The 23775-nt window shown below is 60.7% G+C and carries 22 protein-coding genes; 10 read left to right on the forward strand and 12 right to left on the reverse strand.

Annotation, left to right across the window (positions count from 1 at the left end; all coding sequences use genetic code 11):
* The first annotated feature begins 72 nt into the window (after nucleotides 1-72).
* From G8764_RS15275 to glnG, 3 genes are all read left to right on the forward strand, one after another.
* Nucleotides 73-612, forward strand: coding sequence for a DUF4124 domain-containing protein (locus tag G8764_RS15275; protein WP_166165540.1), 540 nt, complete (start codon nucleotides 73-75; stop codon nucleotides 610-612).
* 327 nt (nucleotides 613-939) lie between these two features.
* Nucleotides 940-2013, forward strand: a complete 1074-nt coding sequence (gene glnL, locus G8764_RS15280) for a nitrogen regulation protein NR(II) (RefSeq protein WP_166165541.1) — start codon at nucleotides 940-942, stop codon at nucleotides 2011-2013.
* Nucleotides 2003-3421: a nitrogen regulation protein NR(I) gene (gene glnG, locus G8764_RS15285; RefSeq protein WP_166165542.1), complete on the forward strand. Its 1419-nt coding sequence runs from the start codon at nucleotides 2003-2005 to the stop codon at nucleotides 3419-3421. Before glnL ends, glnG begins: the two co-directional genes overlap by 11 nt.
* 30 nt (nucleotides 3422-3451) lie before the next feature.
* Here the strand turns inward: glnG and G8764_RS15290 are convergent, their stop codons facing one another.
* The 9 genes from G8764_RS15290 to G8764_RS15330 form a co-directional block, all read right to left on the reverse strand.
* Nucleotides 3452-4459, reverse strand: a complete 1008-nt coding sequence (locus G8764_RS15290) for an ABC transporter ATP-binding protein (RefSeq protein ID WP_166165543.1) — start codon at nucleotides 4457-4459, stop codon at nucleotides 3452-3454.
* Nucleotides 4456-5484: an ABC transporter ATP-binding protein gene (locus G8764_RS15295; RefSeq protein ID WP_166165544.1), complete on the reverse strand. Its 1029-nt coding sequence runs from the start codon at nucleotides 5482-5484 to the stop codon at nucleotides 4456-4458. The genes G8764_RS15290 and G8764_RS15295 overlap by 4 nt, the downstream gene beginning before the upstream one ends.
* A 1-nt stretch (nucleotide 5485) precedes the next feature.
* The gene (locus G8764_RS15300) at nucleotides 5486-6910 is read right to left on the reverse strand and encodes an ABC transporter permease (RefSeq protein WP_166165545.1); all 1425 of its coding nucleotides are present in this window, start codon (nucleotides 6908-6910) and stop codon (nucleotides 5486-5488) included.
* Nucleotides 6911-6912: 2 nt separating this feature from the next.
* A complete protein-coding gene (locus G8764_RS15305; protein WP_166165546.1) occupies nucleotides 6913-7860 on the reverse strand; it encodes an ABC transporter permease subunit in 948 nt (315 codons plus the stop codon).
* 13 nt (nucleotides 7861-7873) lie between these two features.
* Nucleotides 7874-9547 carry a peptide ABC transporter substrate-binding protein gene (locus tag G8764_RS15310; RefSeq protein WP_166165547.1) on the reverse strand — a complete coding sequence of 558 codons (1674 nt, stop codon included), beginning with the start codon at nucleotides 9545-9547 and terminating at the stop codon, nucleotides 7874-7876.
* A gap of 58 nt (nucleotides 9548-9605) precedes the next feature.
* Complete coding sequence (locus G8764_RS15315; protein WP_207951916.1) at nucleotides 9606-10154, reverse strand: fused DSP-PTPase phosphatase/NAD kinase-like protein; 549 nt, start codon at nucleotides 10152-10154, stop codon at nucleotides 9606-9608.
* Between the two features lie 149 nt (nucleotides 10155-10303).
* Entirely contained in the window at nucleotides 10304-10807 is a 504-nt protein-coding gene (secB, locus tag G8764_RS15320; RefSeq protein ID WP_166165549.1) for a protein-export chaperone SecB, read from the reverse strand.
* A 319-nt stretch (nucleotides 10808-11126) separates the two neighbouring features.
* Nucleotides 11127-11402, reverse strand: coding sequence for a glutaredoxin 3 (gene grxC, locus G8764_RS15325; RefSeq protein ID WP_481859750.1), 276 nt, complete (start codon nucleotides 11400-11402; stop codon nucleotides 11127-11129).
* Nucleotides 11403-11409: 7 nt separating this feature from the next.
* Nucleotides 11410-11820, reverse strand: a complete 411-nt coding sequence (locus G8764_RS15330) for a rhodanese-like domain-containing protein (protein WP_166165550.1) — start codon at nucleotides 11818-11820, stop codon at nucleotides 11410-11412.
* Nucleotides 11821-12072: 252 nt separating this feature from the next.
* Between G8764_RS15330 and gpmI the strand changes: the two genes are divergently transcribed.
* The 4 genes from gpmI to G8764_RS22810 all read left to right on the forward strand — a co-directional run bounded on the left by gpmI (nucleotide 12073) and on the right by G8764_RS22810 (nucleotide 17667).
* Complete coding sequence (gene gpmI, locus G8764_RS15335; RefSeq protein ID WP_166165551.1) at nucleotides 12073-13620, forward strand: 2,3-bisphosphoglycerate-independent phosphoglycerate mutase; 1548 nt, start codon at nucleotides 12073-12075, stop codon at nucleotides 13618-13620.
* A gap of 41 nt (nucleotides 13621-13661) precedes the next feature.
* Entirely contained in the window at nucleotides 13662-14807 is a 1146-nt protein-coding gene (locus tag G8764_RS15340) for a murein hydrolase activator EnvC family protein (RefSeq protein ID WP_166165552.1), read from the forward strand.
* Between the two features lie 237 nt (nucleotides 14808-15044).
* The gene (locus G8764_RS15345) at nucleotides 15045-16421 is read left to right on the forward strand and encodes a S41 family peptidase (protein ID WP_243748833.1); all 1377 of its coding nucleotides are present in this window, start codon (nucleotides 15045-15047) and stop codon (nucleotides 16419-16421) included.
* A gap of 322 nt (nucleotides 16422-16743) precedes the next feature.
* Complete coding sequence (locus G8764_RS22810) at nucleotides 16744-17667, forward strand: divergent polysaccharide deacetylase family protein (protein WP_166165553.1); 924 nt, start codon at nucleotides 16744-16746, stop codon at nucleotides 17665-17667.
* A 94-nt stretch (nucleotides 17668-17761) separates the two neighbouring features.
* On the opposite strand, the gene hisF is transcribed toward G8764_RS22810, so the two are convergent.
* The gene (gene hisF / locus G8764_RS15355; protein WP_166165554.1) at nucleotides 17762-18535 is read right to left on the reverse strand and encodes an imidazole glycerol phosphate synthase subunit HisF; all 774 of its coding nucleotides are present in this window, start codon (nucleotides 18533-18535) and stop codon (nucleotides 17762-17764) included.
* Nucleotides 18536-18764: 229 nt separating this feature from the next.
* On the opposite strand from hisF, the gene G8764_RS15360 reads away from it, so the two are divergent.
* Nucleotides 18765-19160 carry a PilZ domain-containing protein gene (locus tag G8764_RS15360; RefSeq protein ID WP_166165555.1) on the forward strand — a complete coding sequence of 132 codons (396 nt, stop codon included), beginning with the start codon at nucleotides 18765-18767 and terminating at the stop codon, nucleotides 19158-19160.
* A gap of 42 nt (nucleotides 19161-19202) precedes the next feature.
* Here G8764_RS15360 and hisH read toward each other — a convergent pair whose 3' ends face one another.
* Both hisH and hisB read right to left on the reverse strand, forming a co-directional pair.
* Nucleotides 19203-19877: an imidazole glycerol phosphate synthase subunit HisH gene (gene hisH, locus G8764_RS15365; RefSeq protein ID WP_166165742.1), complete on the reverse strand. Its 675-nt coding sequence runs from the start codon at nucleotides 19875-19877 to the stop codon at nucleotides 19203-19205.
* A gap of 75 nt (nucleotides 19878-19952) precedes the next feature.
* A complete protein-coding gene (gene hisB, locus G8764_RS15370) occupies nucleotides 19953-20546 on the reverse strand; it encodes an imidazoleglycerol-phosphate dehydratase HisB (protein WP_166165556.1) in 594 nt (197 codons plus the stop codon).
* Nucleotides 20547-20824: 278 nt separating this feature from the next.
* Between hisB and G8764_RS22815 the strand changes: the two genes are divergently transcribed.
* Nucleotides 20825-20956 carry a hypothetical protein gene (locus tag G8764_RS22815; protein WP_279538460.1) on the forward strand — a complete coding sequence of 44 codons (132 nt, stop codon included), beginning with the start codon at nucleotides 20825-20827 and terminating at the stop codon, nucleotides 20954-20956.
* Between the two features lie 198 nt (nucleotides 20957-21154).
* On the forward strand, nucleotides 21155-23764 hold the full coding sequence (locus tag G8764_RS15375) for a tetratricopeptide repeat protein (RefSeq protein ID WP_166165557.1): 2610 nt from the start codon (nucleotides 21155-21157) through the stop codon (nucleotides 23762-23764).
* Nucleotides 23765-23775: the final 11 nt, after the last annotated feature.

The raw sequence follows: 23775 nt of genomic DNA on the forward strand, positions 1-23775 counted from the left end.
CCGGAGTAACTCTTTGCCAGCAAATTGCCGGATAGGCTATGATCAAGACTGGTTTGAACCCGGGACGCGACGATGAGATTACCCCTGCTACCCCTGCTGCTGACCCTTTGCATCGGCTTGCCAGCCAGCGCGGCAATTTACAAAGAGGTAGATCAGGACGGCAAGGTTACCTACAGCGACAAACCCACATCGAAACAGGTTGAACGGCTGGACTTGCCCCGCATCAATACCCAGCCCGCGCCGCCGGTTATGCCCCGGCAGTCGGCACCAGTGAAGCCGGCCCAGGGCGCTGCCCTGCGCTACCAAATCAGCATCGACAGCCCGCTCTCGGGCGCCCATATTCCCCCCGGACAACGGCAACTGGAGGTGGTGGTGCAGCTGCAACCAGAGCTGCAATCCGGCCATCGGCTGCAGGCCTATATCAATGGCACTGCCATGGGGCCGGCGCTGGCGGAGACACGCCTGCTGCTGCAGGAACTGTATCGCGGCGAGCACCAGTTAAGCGTGGCCGTGATCGACCAGGCCGACAACCAGGTAACTACCTCGCCGGCGGTTACCATTTATGTGCACAGGCCCCGGGTGGCCAGACCGAAACCCAAAGCGGCTAACTAGTTCACATCCGGAAACTGACTCCTGTCATTGGAAACTGACCCCTGTCATTTTCCGGATGACGCTGCAGCGCCCTGTATAAAGCCATAAAACAGGTCGTAAAATCGCGCCAACCCGGCCCTTATGCTCGATAATGGTGCATAATAAAATCCGCTTTCTGCCAGAAATCGTCCAATATGCCCGTCATTCACCGAAACAGGGCGAGTGCGCCGTATTGGTTCGCTTCTTGCTGTGCATAGCACAAAGCGGCGACATCGGCCTGTCCGCGGCCCCTGCTGGCACCGGCACCGGCCCCACTGTTTGAATAAATAACACGCACACTGAGTAGTCATGGCTATTGACGAGCATTACAAAACCATTTTTGATCACCTGAACGTGTCACTGGTCACCGTCGACTGCAACCTGCGTATCCTGTACCTGAATCCCTCGGCCGAAATGCTGCTCGCCATCAGCGGTTCGAAAGCCATTAACAAGCCTTTCCTGAGCCACTTCCGCGACGGTGGAACACCGGCCGAGGTCATCTTCCAGGCGGCCCGGACCAACTCCCAGTTCACCAAGCGCCAGGCCCAATGGGTATTGCACAACGGCCAAAAACTGACCGTTGATTACAGCGTTACCCCACTGCCGGAAGGCGATGGCATGATCATCGAGATCATGCCCCTGGACCGACTGTTGCGCATCAGCCGCGAGGAGACCCTGATCTCCTCCCAGGAGACCACGCGCCACCTGGTGCGCAGCCTCGCCCACGAAATCAAGAATCCGCTGGGCGGTATCAGGGGCGCGGCGCAGCTGCTGGCTCGGGAACTGGCGTCGCCGCACCACGAGGAATTCACCCAGATCATCATCGAAGAGACCGATCGGCTCTGCAACCTGGTAGACCGCATGCTCGGACCGCGCCAGCTGCCCAACTTCAAGCCCACCAATATACACGAGGTTCTGGAGCACATCGCCCGGGTGATGGTGGCCGAGTGCGGCTCAAAGATCCAGATCCAGCGGGACTACGACCCCAGTATTCCCGAATTCACCATGGACGCCGAACTGATTATCCAGGCGCTGCTCAACATTGCTCGCAACGCCATGCAGGCGCTGTTGGAAGCCGGTGGCGAGCAGGACAGCATGATCACCCTGCGCACCCGGGTGCAGCGCCAGTTCACCATCAATCGGCAGTACCACCACCTGGTCTGTCGTATCGACATCGAAGACAACGGTCCGGGCATACCGGCGGCTATTGTCAGTGATATTTTCTATCCCATGATCAGCGGCAGAGCCGAAGGCACCGGTCTCGGGCTGGCCATCTCCCAGCACCTGGTGCAGCAGCACCAGGGCCTGATCGAGTGCGAGAGCCAGCCCGGCCAAACGATTTTCTCCATTTATTTACCACTGGAACAAAACCATGCAGTCTAACCATGTTTGGATCATTGACGACGACCGCTCGATTCGCTGGGTACTGGAGCGTGCCCTGCAGCAGGAGAGCATTCCCTGCACGGCTTTTGAGAGTGGCGACCGCGCCCTGGCCGCGCTGAAGAATGGCCTCCCGGATGCCATCATCACCGATATCCGCATGCCCGGTACGGACGGCCTGTCACTGCTGAAGATCCTCGCTGAGGAAGCGATTGGCGTACCAGTGATCATTATGACCGCCCACTCCGACCTGGAGAGTGCAGTGTCGGCCTACCAGGGCGGCGCCTTCGAGTACCTGCCCAAGCCCTTCGATGTCGACGAGGCGGTGGCGGTCATCAAGCGCGCCCTCGCCCACGCCAACGAACAGCAGCAGGAGAGCGCGCCGGCCCAGGCCGAGGCGGCTACGGAAATTATCGGTGAAGCCCCGGCCATGCAGGAGGTCTTCCGGGCCATTGGTCGCCTGTCCCAATCCAATATCACGGTGCTGATCAACGGTGAATCCGGCACCGGCAAGGAGCTGGTCGCCCGGGCCCTGCATCGCCACAGCCCGCGCCGCAATCACACCTTTATCGCCCTCAATATGGCGGCCATCCCCCGCGACCTGATCGAGTCGGAACTGTTCGGTCACGAAAAGGGCGCCTTTACCGGTGCCGGAGGCCAGCGCCAGGGCCGCTTTGAGCAGGCCAACGGCGGCACCCTGTTTCTCGATGAAATCGGTGATATGCCGGCGGAAACCCAGACCCGACTGCTGCGGGTACTGGCGGATGGCGAATTCTATCGGGTCGGCGGCCACACCCCGGTGAAAGTGGATGTACGCATCATTGCCGCCACCCACCAGAATCTGGAAAAGCTGGTGGAGCAAAACCGCTTTCGGGAAGATTTATTTCACCGCCTCAATGTGATTCGTATCCATATCCCCAAGCTCGCCAACCGGCGCGAGGATGTGGCCAAGCTGGCCCAGCACTTTTTCCTCAAGGCCGCGCGCGAACTGGAAGTAGAACCGAAAATCCTGCTGCCGGAGACCGAGAGCTACCTGTGCAACCTGGACTGGCCGGGTAACGTGCGCCAGCTGGAAAACACCTGTCGCTGGATTACGGTGATGGCCTCCGGCCGCGAGGTGCACCTGGAGGACCTGCCGCCGGAACTGATCGTCAGCAAGAGTGAGGATGCCCCGGCCGGGGATTGGGAAAAAGCCCTGCGCCACTGGGCCGACCAGGCTCTGGCCCGAGGCCAGAATGACATTCTCTCCGATGCCGTGCCGACCTTTGAGAAGGCCTTGATTGAAACCGCCCTCAAACACACCGCCGGGCGCAAACGCGACGCCGCCAATCTGCTCGGCTGGGGCCGCAACACCCTGACCCGCAAGCTCAAGGAGCTGGGCATGGTGGACGCCGGCGGCGACGGCGACTAACCACCGCGACTGAGCCTGGCGGGGCCAGACTCAATCGTACAGAAAGCAGGCCACCCGGCTGCCGTCAGTCTGGTCCAGCAGCGGTGGCCGCTGCTGGCGACAGTGCGGCATAACCTGGCTGCAGCGGCCAGCAAAGCGACAACCCGGCCCCAGCGCCAGTGGCGAGGGCACTTCACCGGGCAACAGGCGATGGCCGCGCTGGCGCTCCAGCTCTGGATCCGGGATCGGAATGGCCTCGATCAAGGCCCGGGTATAGGGGTGCCTCGGGGACGTAAAAACCTGCTCCGCCGGCCCCTGCTCCACAATCGACCCCATATACATCACCACCATGGTAGCGGAGATATGCCGCACCATGGACAGGTCGTGGGCGATAAACAGCAGGGTCAAACCCATACTGGCCTGCAAGTCGCCCAGCAGGTTGATGATCTGCGCCTGCACCGACACATCCAGGGCCGACACCGGTTCATCGCAGACCACAAAGTCCGGCGCCGTAATCAGGGCCCGGGCAATGCCAATGCGCTGGCGCTGGCCACCGGAAAACTCGTGCGGGTAACGGGACAGGTGGGACGGATGCAGGTTGACCTTGAGCAGCCACTCCACCACTTTATCGCGGCGCTCGCGGGCGGCCCCCAGCTGCAACAGGCGCAGCGGTTCGGTGAGGATTTCCTCCACGGTCATGCGCGGGTTGAGGGAGCCGTAGGGGTCCTGGAAGATCATCTGCATATGGCGACCGTAACGGCGAAAATCCGCCCCCCGATAGCGGTTCGGCAACCGCTCCCCATGCAAGTAAACAGCTCCGGCTGTTTTGCTGTGCAGCCCCATAAGCAATTTACCCAGGGTGGTTTTACCGGAGCCACTCTCCCCCACCAGGCCGACGACGCTATGGGCCGGAATATCGAAACTGACGTCGTCTACCGCCAGCATACGCTGCTGCTTGCCGACCCGGAACGCCTTGCTCAGGTGCTCGATACGCAGCAGCGGCGCCGCTTCCGGTGCCGACTTTGCGCTATCTGGGGCATTAACAGACTTATCGCTCATGGCTGTACTTCGCTCCGATAGACCGGGGCCGGCTGCCCTGCGGCCTGCGGGTGCTGCAGCCAGCAGCGGGCGCTGTGCCCGGCATCGAGGGCCAGTAATTGCGGCCCCGTGCGCTGGCAGATACTCATAGCGTAGGGGCAGCGTTCACAGAAGCCACAGCCTGGCGGCGGTGCGAACAGGTCCGGTGGACTGCCGGCAATGGCGGCGAGCCGCTCGCCGCTGCCGGCCACCGCCGGCATGGCCTGTTTCAAGCCGAGCGTGTAGGGGTGGGCGCTGCGGGCGAAAATATCCTCCACCGAGCCATACTCGACGATCTGGCCGGCGTACATCACCGCCACCTGGTCGGCCATGCGCGCCACCACCCCCAGGTCGTGGGTGATCAACACGATCGCCATGCCCATTTCACGTTGCAACTCCTGCATCAAATCCAGCACCTGGTTTTGAATGGTCACATCCAACGCGGTGGTGGGCTCATCGGCAATCAGCACCGCCGGTTTGCAGGCCAGACTCATGGCGATCATGGCTCGCTGCAGCATACCGCCGGAGAATTCGAACGGATACTGGTTGGCCCGCTCCGCCGCCGCTGGCACCCCCACCCGGTCGAGCAGGGCCACCGCCCGACGCCAGGCCTCGCGCCGCGGCATGCCGACGTGGACGCGCAGGGTTTCGGCGATCTGGTCGCCTATTTTCATGGTCGGGTTGAGCGCACTCATGGGGTCCTGGAAGATCATGGCGATTTCCGCGCCGCGCAGGCGGTTCAACTGCTGCTCGGGCAAGCCCAGCAACTGGCGTCCCTGCAACTGCGCCGAGCCCGCCACCACACGGCCCGGCGGGGTTGGAATCAGGCCCAGCAAACTCATCATCGCCACCGACTTGCCGCAGCCGGATTCACCGACGATGGCCAGGGTTTGCCCGGCCTGCACCGCCATTGACACCCCGCGCACCGCCTGCACCCGGCCACCGCGCACGGCGAATTCTACTTGCAGGTTTTCCACATTCAGCGCCGGGGCCTGTGCTGTTGTCATATCAATCTCGCAATTTCGCATCGAGGGCATCGCGCAAACCATCCCCGAGCATATTAAACGCCAGCACGGTGACGCTGATAAACGCCGCCGGCAACAGCAATTCGTGCGGATGACTGAGAAACGAGGCCACGCCGTCGTTGCACATGGCGCCCCAACTGGGGGTCGGCGGCGCCACGCCCATGCCGATAAACGACAGGAACGCCTCGGTGAAAATGGCCGAGGGTATGGCAAAGGTCAGGGACACCAGCACCACCCCCATGACATTGGGCAACATGTGCCGCCAGATCAGGTAGTTGGGCCCCGCCCCCAGCAGTTGCGCAGCGGCGATAAACGGCTGTTCCCGCAGCTGCAACACCTGCCCGCGCACCAGCTTGGCCGCCGACGGCCAGCCCAGCGCCACCAGTGCTACCAGCAGCGGCACCACCCCGCTCTGGCCCGGCCCGATCCCCATGGCCACCCGAATCAGGATCATAAACAGCAAAAATGGCAGGGCAATCACAAAATCTGCAAAGCGCATCAACAGTTCGTCGATACGGCCGCCCAGGTAACCGGAAAGACCGCCGTAGAGAATGGCAAAAACGGCGCAGATCAGCGGCGCCGCCAAGCCAATAAACAACGAGGTCTGCCCCCCTACCACCAGTCGCGCCAGCAGGTCGCGGCCGAGATAGTCAGTGCCCAGCAGGTGGCGCGGCAAGTCCACCTCGGTGCCCGCCACCTCCGGATCGCCGCTGTCCACCAGGCCGCGCAGGCCGGCGTCCAGCACACTGATGGCGTGCCGCGGTGTAGCCGCCAGGGTGCTGTAGGCGGACTCAGCGCCAGTGGCGGACACGGCCACCACGGAGTAGTAATAGGTGCGGGTTTTCAGCTTCAGCCGATCCTCGAACCAGACCTGGCCCCGGCGCTCGGTCTCCCCCAGCGGCAAGCCCAGATCCGTGGCCGCCGAGGGTTCGAGGATATGGCGGTAGACACGATAGGACACGGCCCCCGGCAGGGCTGACCAGGCCAGCCGCACAAACTCGGTGTGGGGCGCCTCCTGCAAGCGCAGGTCATCCACCCGGCTGCGGGCAAACACCTCTGCCGCCGGCGCTGCCTCGCGATACTGCGCCGCCACCCCGCCCCAGGGGGCCGTGTCCACCACCAGCGAACGCCGAGCGAGACCCGGGCTCTGGGATATCTGGGTGAGGTCCTGGCTGCTGGTGTCGAAATCGATAAACAGCGGCGTGACAAAGCAAAAGACCAGCAGCGTGAGGATGGTGAGCAGCGACAGCATACTGCGCGTGTTGCCGCGCAGCTGGCGCCAGGCGCCCTGCCAATAGGAGAGTGAGGGCCGCACCACCGTCTCCACCGCAGCGCTGCGCGGCAGCGGCGCCAGGTCGTCGGCACTGAGCTGCAGGTCGAGGCTTTGCCGGCCAGCCATCTCGCTCATAGTCACTCCCCGCCCGCGCCGACCAGGCGGATGCGCGGGTCAATAACCCCGTAGAGAATGTCCACCGCCAGCACCATAAACACCAGAAACGCACCGTAGAACACCGTGGTGCCCATAATGACCGTGTAGTCCAGCTGCTGCACAGCCTGGACAAAATAGCGCCCCAGCCCCGGAATCGCGAACACCAGCTCCACCACAAAGCCACCGGTGGTGATGGCGGCAATGGCCGGGCCCAACACCGTCACCACCGGCAGGATGGCATTGCGCAACTGGTGGCGGAAAAAAATACGTCGCCCGGGCAGGCCCTTGGCCCGGGCGGTGCGCAGGTAATCCGCTGCCGCCACCTCCAGCATGGAGGAGCGCATCAGGCGGGTCAGGTAGGCCATGGTGCCGAGGCCCAGCACCAGCGCCGGCATCCACATATGCGCCAGGCTGCCCCAGCCCGCCACCGGCAGCAGGGAGAAGCCGAGCCAGCTGTTGAGCTTGAGAATCGCCAGCTGCCCGAGCAGGGCGAACACGAAACTCGGCACCGAAATGGAGATCACCACCAACAGCATGATCAGGCTATCGGGCCATTTATCGCGATAGATGGCGGTCAGCGCACCCCAGAGAATGCCGCCGGCGGTGGCAATCACCAGCGCCAGCACCCCGAGCAGGGCCGACACGGGGAAGTGCTCGCGAATGATGTCATTGACCCGGCGGTTTTTCTGGGTGAAGGAGATACCGAAATCGCCCTGCAGCAAGTTGCCCATAAACACCAGGTATTGTTTGGGCAGCGGTTGGTCGAGGCCGTAGCGGCTGGCGAGGTTCTGGCGGATTTCCTCGCTCACCGCCTTGGGATTGGCGAGCGGGTCGCCGGGCACCGCGTGCATGGCCAGGAAGGTCGCGCTGGCAATAAACCAGATGGTGATAACACCGGACAGCAGGCGCTTGAGGATAAACACTAGCACAACGGAATCTCCATCAGGGCTGGCCATCGAGGGGGGCGACGATGCGCGCGTAATTGAAATTCGGATCGCCGCCAATGGCGCGCCGGACCACCCCCTGCAAGCGCGGGTGCTGCACGTAGGTGCGGCCGCGCTCGTACAGCGGCACCACGATCACATCCTCAAATAACAGGTCTTGCATGGCGGCGAACGCCTGCATGCGCAGCTCCGGTTGCAGAGACGCCTGGGCGACCCGCACCCAGTGATCGTAGTCGGCGCTGTTGTAACGGCCGCGGTTGTTCATATTTTCACTGTAGAACAGATCGCCATAGGTGAGCAGATCGTTGTAATCGGGACCCCAGCCGGCGATCACCAGGTCGAAATCGCCGGCGCTCATTTTTGCCAGCCGCTGCTTGAAAATCTGCATATCGACCCGTACTTCCAGCCCCAGGCTCTGCTGCAACAGGGTCTGCAGGAACTGGGTCACCTTTTGCCCGCCGGGGCTGTCGTCGGCTAGCAGATTGATGGCCGGCAATTGCGCGAGGCCCAGCTCCTGCCGTGCCAGCTCCATATAATGGCGACCGCGGGCGGCATCGAGAACGGGTCTTGACGGCGGATATTCGCGAGTAAACAGGTCCCGGTGGCCCTGCATCCAGCGCGGGAAAATGGTGTAGGCGGGATGGGTGCCCGGGCTGCCGATGACCTTGTAGACCAGGTCATCGGTGTTCAGTACCGATTGAATGGCCTTGCGCAGGTGGCGATTGGCGGTCACCCGGCCAGGCACATGGTTGAACTCGAGGTAGAAGATGGCGCCGTCGAGAAACGATTTGATCTGCATACGCGACTGCAGCGCCCCCTCCAGGCTGTCGCTGCCGAGCCCGTCCACCATGGCGATCTTTTGGTCCCGGTAGAGGTTCATGTGGGCGTTGGGGTCTTCGGTGATATAGGGCACATCAATGTGCTCGAGCCAGATCGACGCCCGATCCCAGTAGTGCGGGTTTTTCTGCATTTTCAGGGAGGCACCGTGAATCCACTCGGTGAGCATAAAGGGGCCGTTGAACAGCAGGTTCGCCGCTTCGGCCCCGTACTTGCCCTGCTGCGCCTGGTAGAAATCCGACCGCAACGGGTAGTAGGTCCTGAACGCGGTGAGATCGAGAAAATAGGGGCAGGGCTGGTGCAGCTGGACTTCCAGGGTGTGGGCATCGATGGCTTTCACCCCCAGCTCCGTCACTGGCATTTGACCCCGGTTGATGGCCTGGGCATTGCGAATAGGAAACAGGATAAAGGCGTACTCAGAGCCGCTTCCGGGGGCCACCGCCTGCTGCCAGGCAAACACAAAATCGGCGGCGGTGACCGGTCGCCCGTCACTCCAGCGGGCCTGTGGCCGCAGCCAGAAGGTGGCGCCGTCATCGCGCAGTTGCCAGCGCTCCGCCACTCCGCCCACCAGCTGACGCTGCTGGTTGTAGGTCATCAAGCCCTGCAGCACGTGGTCGAGCACCAGGCCACTGACCGCGTCAGTGCTGGTAATGCTGTTGAGATCCGGCGGCTCCTGGCTCATGGCCAGGTTGATGCGCCGGGCCTCGAAATCCAGCGCCTCGGCGCCAGCCTGCGGCGCTATTAACCCGAGACCCGGTAGCGTGAGACCCAGCAGCGCGAGCCCCAGCCAGGCCCGGAATCCCAACCGGCAGTAGATAGAAGCAGTTTTGATCATGGCGCAACATACTACCTGTAACCGCGCACAGCGAGAATTTGTTTTTACGCCGGCTTAGCTACTGCGCCAGCTTTGCGCGCACCAAAGGTTCCAGCCGGGTCAAGCCCCAGCGCTGGCCCTCGGCAATTGCCGCCTCGAGGTCGGCGCCGTGGTGCTGCTGTGCGGCCAGGGCAATCAAGGCGCCCACCCGATTGCCGCTGGAGCAGTGCAACAGGAGTGGCTCGCCCTGCAAGCTGTGCAACAATTTGTCCAGCGCCGCGGCATTTTCAAAGGTCACTCCGGCCGGCCCGGCGACGGTGATACTGTGATAGTGCATACCCAGCGCTCGCACCGCCTTCGCCTCATCCCACTCCTGTTCACTGCTCGGACGCAGGTTGATGACGTGCTTGATGCCGGCGGCGGCCAGGGTCTGCAACTGCTCGGCGGTGGGCTGGCCACTGGCAAATTCAGCCTCGCCAGTGGTGCGCAGATTGACGATACCTGCCTGCTCCACCAGCGCCGGGTTGACCCGGGCCGTTTCCACTGGCGCACAGGCTAACAGCAGCGTCGCCTGTACGGCAACCAGTAACAACCCCAGCAGCGCTCGGCGCGCAGAAGATACAGCCACAGTAACCCTGGATATCATTTGTTTGACCCCTAACCTGAAAAGCCTCCGCGAGGGAGGCTTTAGCACAGCGCACTGGTGCGCCGAATAAATGCACCCGGGCCTGTGTGGCTCCGGGTAACCTTGTTGTGCTGCTGTGGCGCTGGCCGCTACTAGTTAACGGTCGAGTTTTCGCCGTTTTCGGCTTTTTGCTTGGCCTGGGCAACCGCCTGGGCGAAAAGCGCATCAAAGTTGATCGGCGGCAACATCAGCGCCGGAAAGCTGCCCTTGGTCAGGGTGCTATCGATCGACTCACGGGCATAGGGGAACAGGATATTGGGGCAAGTGCTGTTCAACACCTGGGCCAGTTGCTGGCCTTCAATACCCTTGATGGCGAACAGGCCTGCCTGGTGCACCTCGATCAAAAACGCGGTTTCATCTTCCAGCTTGACGGTGACCGTGAGGGTTAACACCACCTCGTACAGATCATCAGCGGCTTTGCTGGCCTTGGTATTGAGTTCCTGGTTTACCTGTGGTTTCCAGGTTTTGCGAAACGCCTCGACACCCATCGGCGACTCGAAGGACAAGTCTTTCAGGTAGATGCGCTGCATGGCGAATTGCTGCGCCGGCTTGTCGGTGGCCGCTTCATTGCTGTCGGTGATCTGTTCGTCTGCCATAATAATGCCTTGTTTATCTCTTTGCGGTTATCGGTTATTGGGGGTGAAGGTGAAAGAGCCTATATTGGGACAATCCGGGCTATTTCAACGCTAAACTTTTCCTGGGCTTGCACTTCAATTGTTGGCCGATCAAATTTGGGCCTTGAAATATGGGCCCTGCAACTTTGGATCCTGCAACATTGGATCCTGCAACATTGGGCCTTTCGACGCCGGGAATTGCAAGGGTCAGCAGCTGCCACCGGTTGATACGCGCCCGGCCCCGCGCCGAAGTTTGGCAGAAGCGGTACGCCGTTGACAATCCCGGCGACCAGAATCTCTTTCATCCCGCCAGCAATTGGTCCAGCTGGTCGTTGTATTCCAGTCGCATCAAATCGTCGCAGCCGCCGACGTGGGTTTCCCCCACCCAGATTTGCGGCACCGTGTGGCGACCACTTTTAGCCATCATTTCGTGGCGCAACTCGCGGTTACCGTCGACGGCAATTTCCGTGTAGGGCACTGATTTTTTATCGAGTAACATTTTTGCCTGAATGCAATAAGGGCAGAAACGCGTGGTGTAAATAACCACCGGAACCATTGGGCTCTTCTTCTCTTTCATAGCCGTGCTACTTCTTGACCACCGGTAAATTCTGGTTCTGCCACTCGGCCATGCCGCCTTCCAGGCGGCTGACCTTGTAGCCCTTGGCTCTCAGCAGGCGTCCGGCGCTGCCGACGTGCTGGCCAATTTTATCCACTAACACCAGGGTTTTTTCCTGGTGACTGGCCAACTGCCCCGCCTTGTCCTCGATCTGGTTGTAGGGGATGTTAATGGCATCGACGATATGACCCTGCTTGAACTCCTTGCTGTCGCGCACATCCACGACCACGGCGGAGCCATCATTGATCATGCGGGTGGCGGTATGAATCGACAGGCTGCTGCCGCTCTTGCGCTTCTCGTTCCAGGCATAGAGGTATAAAAGTACCAGCAGCAGGCTGACCAGCAGCCACTGTTCACTGACAAAAGTAAAAAATTCCACGGTGTAGGCTATCCAGGTATTGGCGTGCTGCACGTCGGCAGCGGGTTAATTGGGTAATTTCAGTCATAACGCTGGGCACTAATGAGAGCGGAGGCGCACCAAAATCACGCCCGGGCCAAGTGCACAGCGACAAAGCGGGGCAGTATACACTAATGCCCCGCAAGTGGGACCAGAGCGTAGAGTTCGCGCCGTGAAAACTGTAGAATCGGTGCTTCTGTCATCCATGCTCCAGCCACAGGAATCAATCAGATCATGACTGCTGTAAAAAAACCACTGGCACTGCTTATATTAGACGGCTTCGGCTACTCTGAAAAACCCGAATACAACGCAATTCGCAACGCCAACACGCCGGTTTGGGACCGCATCTGGGCGCAGCAGCCCCATACCTTGATTCACACCTCCGGCATGGCGGTTGGTCTGCCGGAAGGCCAGATGGGCAACTCCGAAGTGGGCCATATGACTCTCGGCGCCGGCCGCGTGGTCTATCAAAACTTCACCCGCATCAACAAGGCCATCAGCGACGGTGACTTCTTTACCAATCCGGTGTACCTCGATGCCATCGATCGCGCAGTCGCGGCCGGCAAGGCGGTACACATTCTCGGCCTGTTGAGCTCCGGCGGTGTCCACAGCCACGACGAACACCTGATGGCGGCAATCAAGCTGGCAGCCCAGCGCGGCGCCAGGGAAATTTACCTGCACGCCTTCCTCGACGGCCGCGATGTGCCACCGCGCAGCGCCGAACAGCCGCTGCGCGAAGCAGAAGAGATGATGCAAGAACTGGGTGCCGGCAAGATTGCGACTATCTGCGGTCGCTTTTTCGCCCTGGACCGCGACAACCGCTGGGACCGGGTCCAGCAAGCCTATGACCTGATGACCATCGGCAAGGCCGAGTTCCAGGCCAGCAGTGCTCTCGAGGGCCTGCAAGCCGCCTACGACCGCGACGAGAACGACGAGTTCGTCAAAGCCACAACCATCGCCGCCGCCGGCGAGCAACCAGCCACGATCAACGACGGTGACAGTGTGCTGTTTATGAATTTCCGCCCCGACCGGGCCCGGCAACTGGTGCGCGCCTTTGTCGATCCGGATTTCGACGGCTTTGAGCGCCGCAAGCAGCCAAAACTGACGGCCTTTGTGCAAACCACTGAATACGCCGGTGATATTGACGCTCCGGTGGCCTTCCCCAAGGAGGACCTGAGCAACTCCTTCGGCGAAGTCATGGCAGCGGCCGGCAAGCAGCAACTGCGTATCGCCGAGACGGAAAAATACGCCCACGTAACCTTCTTTTTCAGCGGCGGGCGGGAAGAGACCTACCCCGGTGAGGATCGTATCCTGGTGCCCTCCCCCAATGTAGAGACCTACGATTTAAAACCGGAGATGAGCGCCTTCGAAGTTACCGACAAACTGGTGGAAGCGATCGAGTCTGGCAAGTACGACGCCATTATCTGCAACTACGCCAACTGCGACCAGGTGGGCCACACCGGTGATTTTGAGGCAGCCACCAAAGCGGTAGAGGCGGTCGATGCCTGTCTCGGCAAGGTCTTTGCTGCGCTGGAAAAAGTCGGCGGCGAAGCCCTGGTGACTGCCGACCACGGCAATGTCGAGGAGATGTTTGACGAGACCTCCGGGCAAAAGCACACCCAGCACACCACCCTGCCAGTACCGCTGGTGTACGTTGGCAAACGGAAACTGAGCCTGGTCGAGGGCGGCAGCCTGGCGGACATCGCGCCCACCATGCTGAATTTGTTGGGGGTGGCCCAGCCCGCCGCCATGACCGGCAAGAACCTGGCGGCAGACGCCTGACCACAGCCTCGACCAAAGCAGCGCAGCCGGCGCCAAACTCCATGCTGCGCTTGACCGCTAGCGTCGTAATCGCCTGCCTGTTGGTAACAGCAACGGGGGCCGAGTCGGCCTCCGAGGCGGACTACAACGCCCGCTTAAAAGCCCTGCAGGGCACTATCAAATCGCTGCAGGCGGATTTGAGCAAAGCCAAATCAAACCGCGACAAACTGCAGCTCGAGCTGCAGGCGGCGGAAACCACCATCGGCACACTGCAATCTGATATTCGCAAGCTGGCAGAGGAGCGCCAGCGCCAGCAACAAAAGCTGGCCCAGCTGCAACAGCAAAAACAAACACTGACCCGGGCGCGGCAACAGCAACAGCAGGAGATCGCCCAGCAGATCAATAGCGCCTACCGCTTAGGCGGCCACAGCCAACTGAAATTACTGCTCAACCTCGAGCAACCGGAGCAGGTGGCGCGCATCAACAAATACCACCAATACGTGCTCGCCGCCCGGGCAGAGAAGATCGACGCCTACCTCGGCACTATCGCTGAAATTGACAGCCTCACCCCAAGAATTGAGCAGCAGGCGCAACAGCTGCGCGATAATGAAGCCAAACTGCAGCAGCGCCAGCAAGCCCTGCAGCTGCGCCAGACTGAGCGCCAGGCCACCCTGTCCCGCCTCAACAGCGATATCAGCAGCAAGGATGAGGAGCTGAAAACCCTGGCCCAGGACCGGCGCCGGCTGGAGAAATTACTGGAGGAGGTGACCTCGGCCATCGCCGACCTGACCCTACCGGGGGGCAACGAACCCTTTGCCAAACGCCAGGGCAAAATGCAGCTGCCCGCCAGCGGCCCGATTATAAAAGGCTTCGGCCAGGCCAAGGTGGCGGGCAAACTGAACTGGGAAGGCATCCTGATCAAGGCCGCGGCCGGCACCGATGTCAAGGCCATCCACCACGGCCGGGTGGTGTTTTCGGATTACCTGCGCGGTCACGGCTTGCTGCTGATTATTGATCACGGTGGCGGCTATATGAGTCTCTATGCGCACAACCAGGCCCTGCTCAAGGAAACCGGCGAATGGGTCAGCGCGGGTGAAGCGGTGGCACGGGTGGGCAATACCGGCGGCCAGAACCAGACTGCGCTGTACTTTGAAATACGCCACCAGGGTAAACCCACAGACCCCCTGCGCTGGTGTCGCAAAGCCTGACTGCGCTGCGCTCGACAGGGGCAGCCTCCGCGGCGGAGCGCAGCCCCGCTTTCCCACAATCGGTTCCCCACAGTCGGTTCCCCACAACCAGGCTGTCCGGAACCAGGCTGTCCGGAACCGGGCCATCCGGAACCAGAACCCTCTTTCAAGATCCAAGCCAATAGTGCAGGGTCAGGAATAGCGCTACAATGGCTTGGTGCCTTGCAAGGCCCGCAGTAGCTGCCACCGGAGTAAATCATGCCACTTGCCAAGATAGTCGTTCCCTTATCATTCTTCCTGTTGGCAAGTGTAATGCCGCTCGGCTGGGCCGCAGACGTCGCCGACAAAGATCAACCTGCCAGCAGCAGTGAAACCAAACCCGGCAAGCTGCCGCTCGACGATTTGCGCACCTTTACCAAGGTGTATGAGCATATTCGCAAGGGCTATGTCGAAGAAATAAGCGACAGCACCCTGCTGGAGTACGCCATCAAGGGCATGCTGTCGGAGCTGGATCCCCACTCCGCTTACCTCAACGCCAGCTCCTTTGACGACCTGCAGGTCAATACCACCGGCGAATTCGGCGGCCTCGGCATCGAAGTGGGCATGGAAAACGGCTTCGTCAAGGTTATCTCGCCCATCGACGATACGCCGGCGGCCAAGGCCGGGGTTATGGCGGGCGACCTGATTATCAAATTGGACACCAAGCCGGTGAAAGGCATGAACCTCGGCGATGCGGTAGAAATGATGCGCGGCAGCAAGGGCAGCAAGATCACCCTCACCATAGTGCGCGAGGGTATTGAGCAGCCGTTTGAGCTGGTCATTATTCGCGACATCATCAAGGTGCAAAGCGTGCGCGCCAAAATCCTGGAAAAGGGCTACGGCTACCTGCGCATTGCCCAGTTCCAGGTGGGCACCGGCGCCGATACCATCAAAGCGGTGGAGGAACTAAAACAGGACGGCGAACTGAAAGGCCTGATAATCGACCTGCGCAACAACCCTGGCGGTGTCTTGCAGGCCTCGGTGGAAGTGGCTGACGCCTTTCTTGAAGACGGCCTGATCGTCTATACCGAGGGCCGTATCGACAACTCCGACATTCGCTACAACGCCAGCCCCGGCGACCTCACCAATGGCCTGCCGATCGTGGTACTGATCAACGACGGCTCCGCCTCGGCCTCCGAAATTGTCGCCGGCGCCCTGCAGGACCACCGCCGCGCCGTTATCCTTGGCACCCAGAGTTTCGGTAAGGGATCGGTGCAGACCGTAATACCACTCACCGATGACCGCGCCATCAAGCTGACCACCGCACTCTATTTCACTCCCAAGGGCCGCTCGATCCAGGCCCAGGGCATCAAACCGGATATCGAAGTGGAGCGTGCCGAGGTAACCGCCATCAAGTCCCTCAATCGCACCAAGGAAGCGGACCTGCAGGGTCGGCTGGAAAATGGCAACGGCGGCAAGGCGCTCGACAGCGCCGAGCTCGAAAAAGCAGAAGCCGACAAGGCCCAGCTGTTCCAGCGTGACAACCAGATGTTTGAGGCCCTGAACCTGCTCAAGGGCATCAACCTGTTTGGCGGGCACCGCTCTTCCAGGGCCAGCCTCGATAACGTCGCTGGCCTGCAGGAAGTCTCACCCTGAGGACCCGGCCCCGTTTTTACCCCCCCCTGGCTGCAGCTGCCGCCAGGGTTAGGCGCCACGCGGCGGTGAAACAAGCTGCCCGAGCGCACAAGCATCTGCTATATTTAACGTCATTATTCCGTAGCGATAAAATCCTCTAACAACGCAACTCCCGGACATAAGGCGCCACAGGACCTTGGCAAAACCATTCGCTCTGACAATATTATTACTGTTGCTCGCCAATCCACTGCCTGCAACCGCTACGGCAGTGGCCCTAAAAGAAGACTCTGGTAACGCGGTCGCTGGCAAAGCTGTATCTGACAATGCCGTAGCTGGCGCAAATGTGGCTGAGGAGAGTGTGGCTGAGGAGAGTGTGGCTGGCGCAGGTGTGGCCAGTGCAGCGATCGCCAGCCCCGCCAGGATCGAGCGCATCGACCCGGCCACCCCGATTGACAACAGTGCCCCGGTTGACACCAACACCCTGGCCGACCACAGCACCTCGACCGACCACAGCGCCCGGATCGACAAAAGTACCAGCAGCGAAACCACCAACAAGATCGCCATCATCATCGATGACCTCGGCTACAGCCTGCAACAGGGTATGATCGCCGCCCGCTTCCCGGCCGCCCTGACCCTGTCGATTCTGCCCCACAGCCCCAACGGGGTGGCGCTGGCCGAGCTTGGGCACCAGCATGGCAAGGAGATCATGCTGCACGCACCCATGAGCAATATCCAGCAACTGCCGCTGGATCCCGGCGGCCTCACCGATGATATGCGGCGGGACTCATTTACCGACACCCTCAGCGACGGGCTCGATTCAATCCCCCATATTGTCGGGGTCAACAACCATATGGGCAGCTACCTGACCCAGCTGGAAAAGCCCATGCAGTGGCTTATGGCCGAGCTGGCGCGTGACCAACTGTATTTTATCGACAGCCGCACCAGCCCCGACAGCATCGCCCACCAGGTCGCCTTGCAACACGAGGTGGCGAGCCGCAAACGGGATATCTTCCTCGACAACGTGCGCTCCGAGGCCGCGATTGAACAGCAGTTCCAGAAACTGTTGCAGCTTGCCAGGCAGCGCGGCAACGCCATCGCCATCGGCCACCCCTACCCGGAAACCCTGGCCTTTCTCAACCGGGCCGTTCCGGCCCTGGCCAGCGAGGGTATCGAGTTGATCTTTGTCAGTGAATTATTGCAGGAATTTCCCGCGCGCCCGCTGCCCGCATCGGTGGTGCGGGCGAGCACCGAGCCGGAGCTACCCTGACCGCCTTGTACCCGCTGAACTTTTGATACAGCCAGTTTGGACAGCCCGTTTGGACGGCCAGTCTGGACAGCCAGTATGGACGGCCAGTCTGGTCCTAAAGCCGCACCTCCACACCCTGGGCGCGCATAAACTGCTTGGCTTCCGGCACCGTGTACTCGCCGAAATGGAAGATACTGGCCGCCAGCACTGCGTCGGCGCGGCCCTGTTGCACCCCGTCCACCAGGTGCTGCAAATTACCCACCCCACCGGAGGCAATTACCGGAATTGGCACCGCGTCGCTGATGGCCCGGGTCACCCCCAGGTCAAAGCCGTTTTTGGTACCGTCGCGGTCCATGCTGGTCAACAGTATTTCACCGGCGCCGTACTCGGCCATTTTCTTCGCCCACTGCACCGCGTCGATACCGGTGGGCTTGCGACCGCCGTGGGTAAATATCTCCCACCGGTCGGGCTCCCCCACCGCGCTCACCCGCTTGGCATCGATGGCGACGACAATACACTGGGCGCCGAATCGGGCCGAGGCCTGGCGCACAAACTCCGGGTTGCGCACCGCGGCGGAGTTGATGCTGACCTTGTCGGCCCCGGCATTGAGCATGGTGCGGATATCCTCGATAGTGCGAATGCCACCGCCCACCGTGAGCGGGATAAACACCTCGGAGGCAATTTGCTCCACCGTGTGCACGGTGGTTTCGCGGTCTTCATGGGTCGCGGTAATATCCAGGAAGGTGATCTCATCGGCACCCTGCTCGTTGTAGCGAATGGCGATTTCCACCGGGTCACCAGCGTCGCGGATACCGACGAAATTGACACCCTTGACGACACGACCGTTATCGACGTCCAAACAGGGAATGATACGTTTTGCCAGAGTCATAGAATACTTGCGCCCCGCGGAAACTGACTGCAATAGCAGTTGCTGCAATAGTGAAAGGAATAGAAAAAACCCGGGCGGGATTGTACCCGAAACCGAGTGCGGACAACATTGACCCGGCCCGGGCGCGACAAAATGCTGCCAATTTCAGCACAATTGTCTAAACTGTGGATAAATAATTGTCTAAACTGTGGATAAATCCTGCAACAGCATTGGTACGGAGCAACCTTAATTGCAACCTTCCTGCAATCAGCTCAGGCGCCAGGGCGTCCGTCTCACAACCCGCATCGAAGCCCAGGTTGCGGCGGCCGGTCGCAGCAATAGCGTCACAATCACCAACTTGTCCGCGGCGGGTTTGCAACTGGAATGCAGTCGTCGGGTACTGGAAGAGTTGATGCCCAATATTCACCGCCCCGATCCGCACCAGCCGCTGCAAGTCGAGTTGAACTTCTGCCTGCCGCCAGCCGATGACTCACCCCAGCCGACCCCTATAACCCTGCAGTGTCGCATGTTGTATGTGCGCCGTCTGGCCCAGGACCGCTTTCTTACCGGCGGCGAAATCATCGCTCTCAGCCCCGCCTGCAGCGCCAACCTGGCCGCTTACCTGAGCGACAGGCCGCGCACCTGAGCCGCGCCCCCGGCCAGGAGCGTCCGTCTCAATTGACACGTCTCAGCCGACACGTCCGTCCCAATTAACCCGTCCGTCCCAATTAACAAAGTTACGCAGCAACTGCAATCCGGCGGTATGGCTCTTCTCCGGGTGGAATTGCACGGCAAAAAGGTTGTCGTGACTGACCGCAGCGTCGAAATCGTGGCCGTAATGGCAGCGCCCGGCCACCTGGTCGCCATCCTCAGCCCTGACGTAGTAGCTGTGCACAAAGTAAAAGCGGGCGTTGTCTTCAATGCCCTGCCAGAGCGGGTGCGGCCGCACTTGCGCCACCTGGTTCCAGCCCATGTGGGGGACTTTTAGCGGCAAGCCCTGCTCATCCTTGAGGTGATTGCCAAAAAAGCGAACCTTGCCGCGCAGATGTGCCAGGCACTCAACCCCGCCGTTCTCTTCGCTGGATTCCATCAGCGCCTGCATGCCCACGCAAATACCGAGTATCGGCTTGCCACTGGCAATCACCTCCGGCACCAGGCTGTCAAAGCCCAGCCGGCGAATTTCAGCCATGCAATCGCGAATCGCCCCCACCCCCGGAAATACCACGTGTCCCGCGGCGGCAATAGCAGCTCGATCCGCGGTGATCACCACCTCGGCATCGCTGGCCACATGCTCAATGGCACTGGCCACGGAGTGCAGGTTACCCATGCCATAATCGATTACGGCAACACGGCGGTTAGTCATATCTACCTCTGTCATTAACGGCTATCTCCTGGCGCTCACCAGGCAGCGAGCCCCGGGTAAAAACACGGGCTGGCATTACAGCGTGCCTTTGGTGGAAGGCATAACCCCTTCCATGCGCGGGTCCAGCTCCAGCGCCATGCGCAGGGCGCGGCCGAACGCCTTGAACACAGTTTCAATCTGGTGGTGGGCATTGTGCCCCTTGAGGCAATCGATGTGCAGGGTGACCTGGGCGTGATTGACAAAGCCCTGGAAGAACTCCCAGAACAGCTCGGTATCGAAGTGGCCGACCCGCTTCTGGGTGAAAGCGACATCCATCACCAGCTCCGGGCGACCGGAAAAGTCGATCACGACCCGCGACAGGGCCTCATCCAGCGGCACATAGGCGTGGCCGTAGCGGCGGATACCCTTCTTGTTACCCAGCGCCTGGGCCACCGCCTGGCCCAGGGTGATACCGATATCTTCCACGGTGTGGTGATCGTCAATGTGGGTGTCGCCGTTACAACTGATATCCAGGTCGATCAGCCCGTGCCGGGCGATCTGGTCCATCATGTGTTCCAGGAACGGTACCCCGGTGGCAAAGACACCACTGCCAGTGCCGTCCAGGTTTACCGTTGCCGTAATCTGTGTTTCCAGCGTGTCGCGGCTGACCGAAGCCGTGCGTTGCGCCATAGTAATCTCCAGCGAAAAGGTTGTGGCCCACGGCCCTGAGGTGGCGGTGTGCGCTACGTGCGCCGGGATTATACCCCGCTACCTGTCGATGTCACACAATTGCCGCGGCAATCCGCTTACCGGCCGCCACCGGGGATAACCTGGTCAGAAACTGCCCGTCCGAGACTACCCGCCCGCAGCGAGTTGCTTGATACACATCAAGGCCGATTTTCGAACAGTGGCTAAAATACCGCCAATTCTTTCAACACTTTGATATTTCAACACTTTAAGGAACAGTTATGAATGAAGCAGTCACCACAGCCACACTGGGCCTGGCGATCAGCATGGGTGGTATTGTCGTCCTCGCGGCCACCGCCGGCATCCTGGTCGCCTGGATCGAAAATCGTATCGACCGCAGCGGCAGTCACTAAGACAAGCCAGTCGGCAAGCGTACCATCTATCAAGTGAGCTGCAGGCGAGCAACCGCCCGCTTAATAGTGCCCGCCGCGATGCTCCCCGAAACTGCAGAGGTCGGCCGAAGTAAAATCGCCGGAGATGCCGCAGTAGCGCTGTAAGATCGTTGCATTTGAGGTTATCCTTTGTCCATTGACACCAACAAGGATGTATCAATGCAACACGGTAGCCGCCCTATCCACCTGCTCCTCGGCCTTTTGCTCCTGCTCACCTTGGGCGGCTGCGGTTCCACCGAACAAGACCTCGCCGAAATGCAACAGCATCTGCGCGAGGGCAAATATCGCAGCGCCGAAATCACCGGCAAGAGCCTGCTCACAGAAGCCCAGCAGCAGGCCGACAAGGAACTGGAGCGCGCCGCCCGCCTGCTGTTAGCCAGGACCTATTTTAGCTACGGTGACAACGTCAACAGCGCGCGCTTCTACGATGCCCTGCCGCTGCCAGTTGCGCTCGAGGCGGCGCCAGTCTCCGCGTCCATCACGGCCACCGATGACGACTGGCACCAGTGGCTATTGGCGGCCTGGGACAGCGGCAACCAGAAACTGTCCGCTACCATCTTGCAGCTGGCCAAAGACCGCTTTGGCCCCTCCGCCATGGCCATCTACAAAGTGCGCCAGCTGCTGGCTGCCGGCAATAGCAGCGACGCCCGCTCCGCTTTTGAACTCACCACCGCACCCACCCCTGAAGCATCGCCCTATGTGCGCTATCAATACGCGCTGCTGCGCGCTGCTGCCGACCCCGACGAGGCCCTGCGGGTAGTTTCAGACCTGCTAGCCCAACAGCCGGATTTTGCCCAGGCAGTGCTATTAAAAGCACGTTTGCTGCAAGCCCAGGGAGACAGCACCGATGCGCTGGCACATTATCAACGCTATGGGAAACTGCGCCCCGCCGATGCCAAAGCAATGATGTTGACCACCCTGACTGCCTTTCAGGTCGGCCAGTACGACACTGCCCGCGAGCTGGTTGCGACCCTGTCCCGGCAGTTAGGGCAACACCCCATGATTCTGCAGTTCCAGGGCATGCTGGCCCTGCACGACAAGCAGTTCGACGACGCCAAAGCTTTCGGGGAGAAATCTTTGGCCCACGGCCTGGAATCGCCAATGAATCACCTGCTGATCGGCATCGGTGCCTACCAGCAAAAAGCCTGGGAGCAGGCCAACCGCCACCTGGCCCTGGTCAGCGACCAGTTGCCCAAGGATCATTTCGCCAGGAAGATGCTGGTTGAAACCAAGCTGCAGCTGCACCAACCCAAACACGCAGCAGCGATATTTAAAAACCTGGATACGGACAGCGTTATCGACGTCGCCCTCGCCAACCGCGTCAGCGCTCAACTCATTGGCGAGGGCGGCTATGAAGATGCCACCGCAGTACAGCGACAAGTAGCCGATATTGCGGTAGCACAAGAGGAATTAGTACTGCAGCGGCAAGCCCTCGACAAGGCCCTGCGACGCAATGAATTTAAAGCGGCACTGATTGAATCAATCAAGGGCCAGGACTCCGACGCCAAGGACAAGCTGCGCTTGATCTTGCTGTATCTGGCTGACAAGGAAACAGAAAACGCCAGCCGCCTGGCCGGGGATTGGCTGCAAGCGAGCCCGAGAGACGTCAACGCCCTCAACGCCGCAGCCCTGGTAGAGCAGCACGCCGGCCGCCCGGCGGCGATGAAAAGTTACCTCGATAAAGCCCTGGCCATCGACCCGCAAAACATTCCCAGCCTGGTTATGCAACTCAACCTGGCCAGGATCGAAAAAGACTTGCCGGCTATAGTCGCTCGCAGCAAAACACTGATGGAGGATATTGGCTTCGTCAACCCGCTGATTTTCAATTACTGGCTCGAAGCCAGTTTTCTATTAAAACAACCCTACTGGGAGCAGGCCTTGCGCCTGGCTAAGGCCAAGCCGGAGCAACAGCTGGAAGGTGTGCTGCTGAGTTTCCTGCTTAAGAGCCAACAGTACGACCGGGTAGAGAGCTATTTGGCACAGCAGGTGGCGCAACAACCCTGGACTGTGCGCCACTGGGCCTCGGCGGTGCTGGCCGCCATCGGTGCGGGCGAGCGCGAGCTGGCCGCCAAACGGATGGATGATTTCATCAATACGAACCATTTCAAGACACCCCGGGTGGCCGAATTTATCGTTGCCAGTGCAGCTCGCGCCGAGCTCTATAAAACAGTGCTGACGGCCCTGCAGGCAGCGGACAAGCAAGACATCGCGATCAGCGATCGCGATTTGATCGCCAGCGGCGCCTACATAAAATTAGGCCAGCTGGACAAGGCCCGCCAGGTGCTCGCCAGCCATGGGGTGGAAGACAACCGTTATTTCGAAGCCCGCGCTGACCTGGCCATCGCCGAAGAGGACTATCGCGCGGCCTGGCAGGCACTGGACAAGGCAATAGCGGCGGAGATCACCTTTCCCCAGCTGGCAAAGCTTTACCTGGCCGGCACCAAAATCAATCAACACAGCGCGGTAAAGCAACATGTGCGCACCTACTTCAGGGCCCACCCGGCCGACAACATGGCCCGCCGCCAGGCGTCGCAGTGGTATATGGCAGACTCCCCGCGCTTTGCCATTGAAATACTGGACAGCGGCTCCATGCAATCCGAATTGAAAACCGACTGGATCTCCGCCAACAACCTGGCCTGGCTCTACCACCAGGTCGGCGACCAGGAAAAAGCCCGCTTTTTTGCCGAGAGTGCCATCTCCCGTGCACCGGAGCGCGCGGAAGTGATCGACACCTATGTAACAGTGTTTGGCCGCAAGCCGAGGGGTTAATCCAGGCGGCC

The sequence above is a fragment of the Pseudomaricurvus alcaniphilus genome (assembly GCF_011440395.1).
Classification (GTDB): Bacteria; Pseudomonadota; Gammaproteobacteria; order Pseudomonadales; family Cellvibrionaceae; genus Pseudomaricurvus; species Pseudomaricurvus alcaniphilus.

Excerpts from the sequence above, each read along its gene's own strand:
- G8764_RS15275 (WP_166165540.1), top strand. The coding sequence starts at position 73 with ATGAGATTACCCCTGCTACCCCTGCTGCTGACCCTTTGCATCGGCTTG.
- glnL (WP_166165541.1), top strand. The coding sequence starts at position 940 with ATGGCTATTGACGAGCATTACAAAACCATTTTTGATCACCTGAACGTG.
- glnG (WP_166165542.1), top strand. The coding sequence starts at position 2,003 with ATGCAGTCTAACCATGTTTGGATCATTGACGACGACCGCTCGATTCGC.
- G8764_RS15290 (WP_166165543.1), bottom strand. The coding sequence starts at position 4,459 with ATGAGCGATAAGTCTGTTAATGCCCCAGATAGCGCAAAGTCGGCACCG.
- G8764_RS15295 (WP_166165544.1), bottom strand. The coding sequence starts at position 5,484 with ATGACAACAGCACAGGCCCCGGCGCTGAATGTGGAAAACCTGCAAGTA.
- G8764_RS15300 (WP_166165545.1), bottom strand. The coding sequence starts at position 6,910 with ATGAGCGAGATGGCTGGCCGGCAAAGCCTCGACCTGCAGCTCAGTGCC.
- G8764_RS15310 (WP_166165547.1), bottom strand. The coding sequence starts at position 9,547 with ATGATCAAAACTGCTTCTATCTACTGCCGGTTGGGATTCCGGGCCTGG.
- secB (WP_166165549.1), bottom strand. The coding sequence starts at position 10,807 with ATGGCAGACGAACAGATCACCGACAGCAATGAAGCGGCCACCGACAAG.
- grxC (WP_481859750.1), bottom strand. The coding sequence starts at position 11,402 with ATGAAAGAGAAGAAGAGCCCAATGGTTCCGGTGGTTATTTACACCACG.
- gpmI (WP_166165551.1), top strand. The coding sequence starts at position 12,073 with ATGACTGCTGTAAAAAAACCACTGGCACTGCTTATATTAGACGGCTTC.
- G8764_RS15340 (WP_166165552.1), top strand. The coding sequence starts at position 13,662 with ATGCTGCGCTTGACCGCTAGCGTCGTAATCGCCTGCCTGTTGGTAACA.
- G8764_RS15345 (WP_243748833.1), top strand. The coding sequence starts at position 15,045 with ATGCCACTTGCCAAGATAGTCGTTCCCTTATCATTCTTCCTGTTGGCA.
- hisF (WP_166165554.1), bottom strand. The coding sequence starts at position 18,535 with ATGACTCTGGCAAAACGTATCATTCCCTGTTTGGACGTCGATAACGGT.
- hisH (WP_166165742.1), bottom strand. The coding sequence starts at position 19,877 with ATGACTAACCGCCGTGTTGCCGTAATCGATTATGGCATGGGTAACCTG.
- hisB (WP_166165556.1), bottom strand. The coding sequence starts at position 20,546 with ATGGCGCAACGCACGGCTTCGGTCAGCCGCGACACGCTGGAAACACAG.
- G8764_RS22815 (WP_279538460.1), top strand. The coding sequence starts at position 20,825 with ATGAATGAAGCAGTCACCACAGCCACACTGGGCCTGGCGATCAGCATG.
- G8764_RS15375 (WP_166165557.1), top strand. The coding sequence starts at position 21,155 with ATGCAACACGGTAGCCGCCCTATCCACCTGCTCCTCGGCCTTTTGCTC.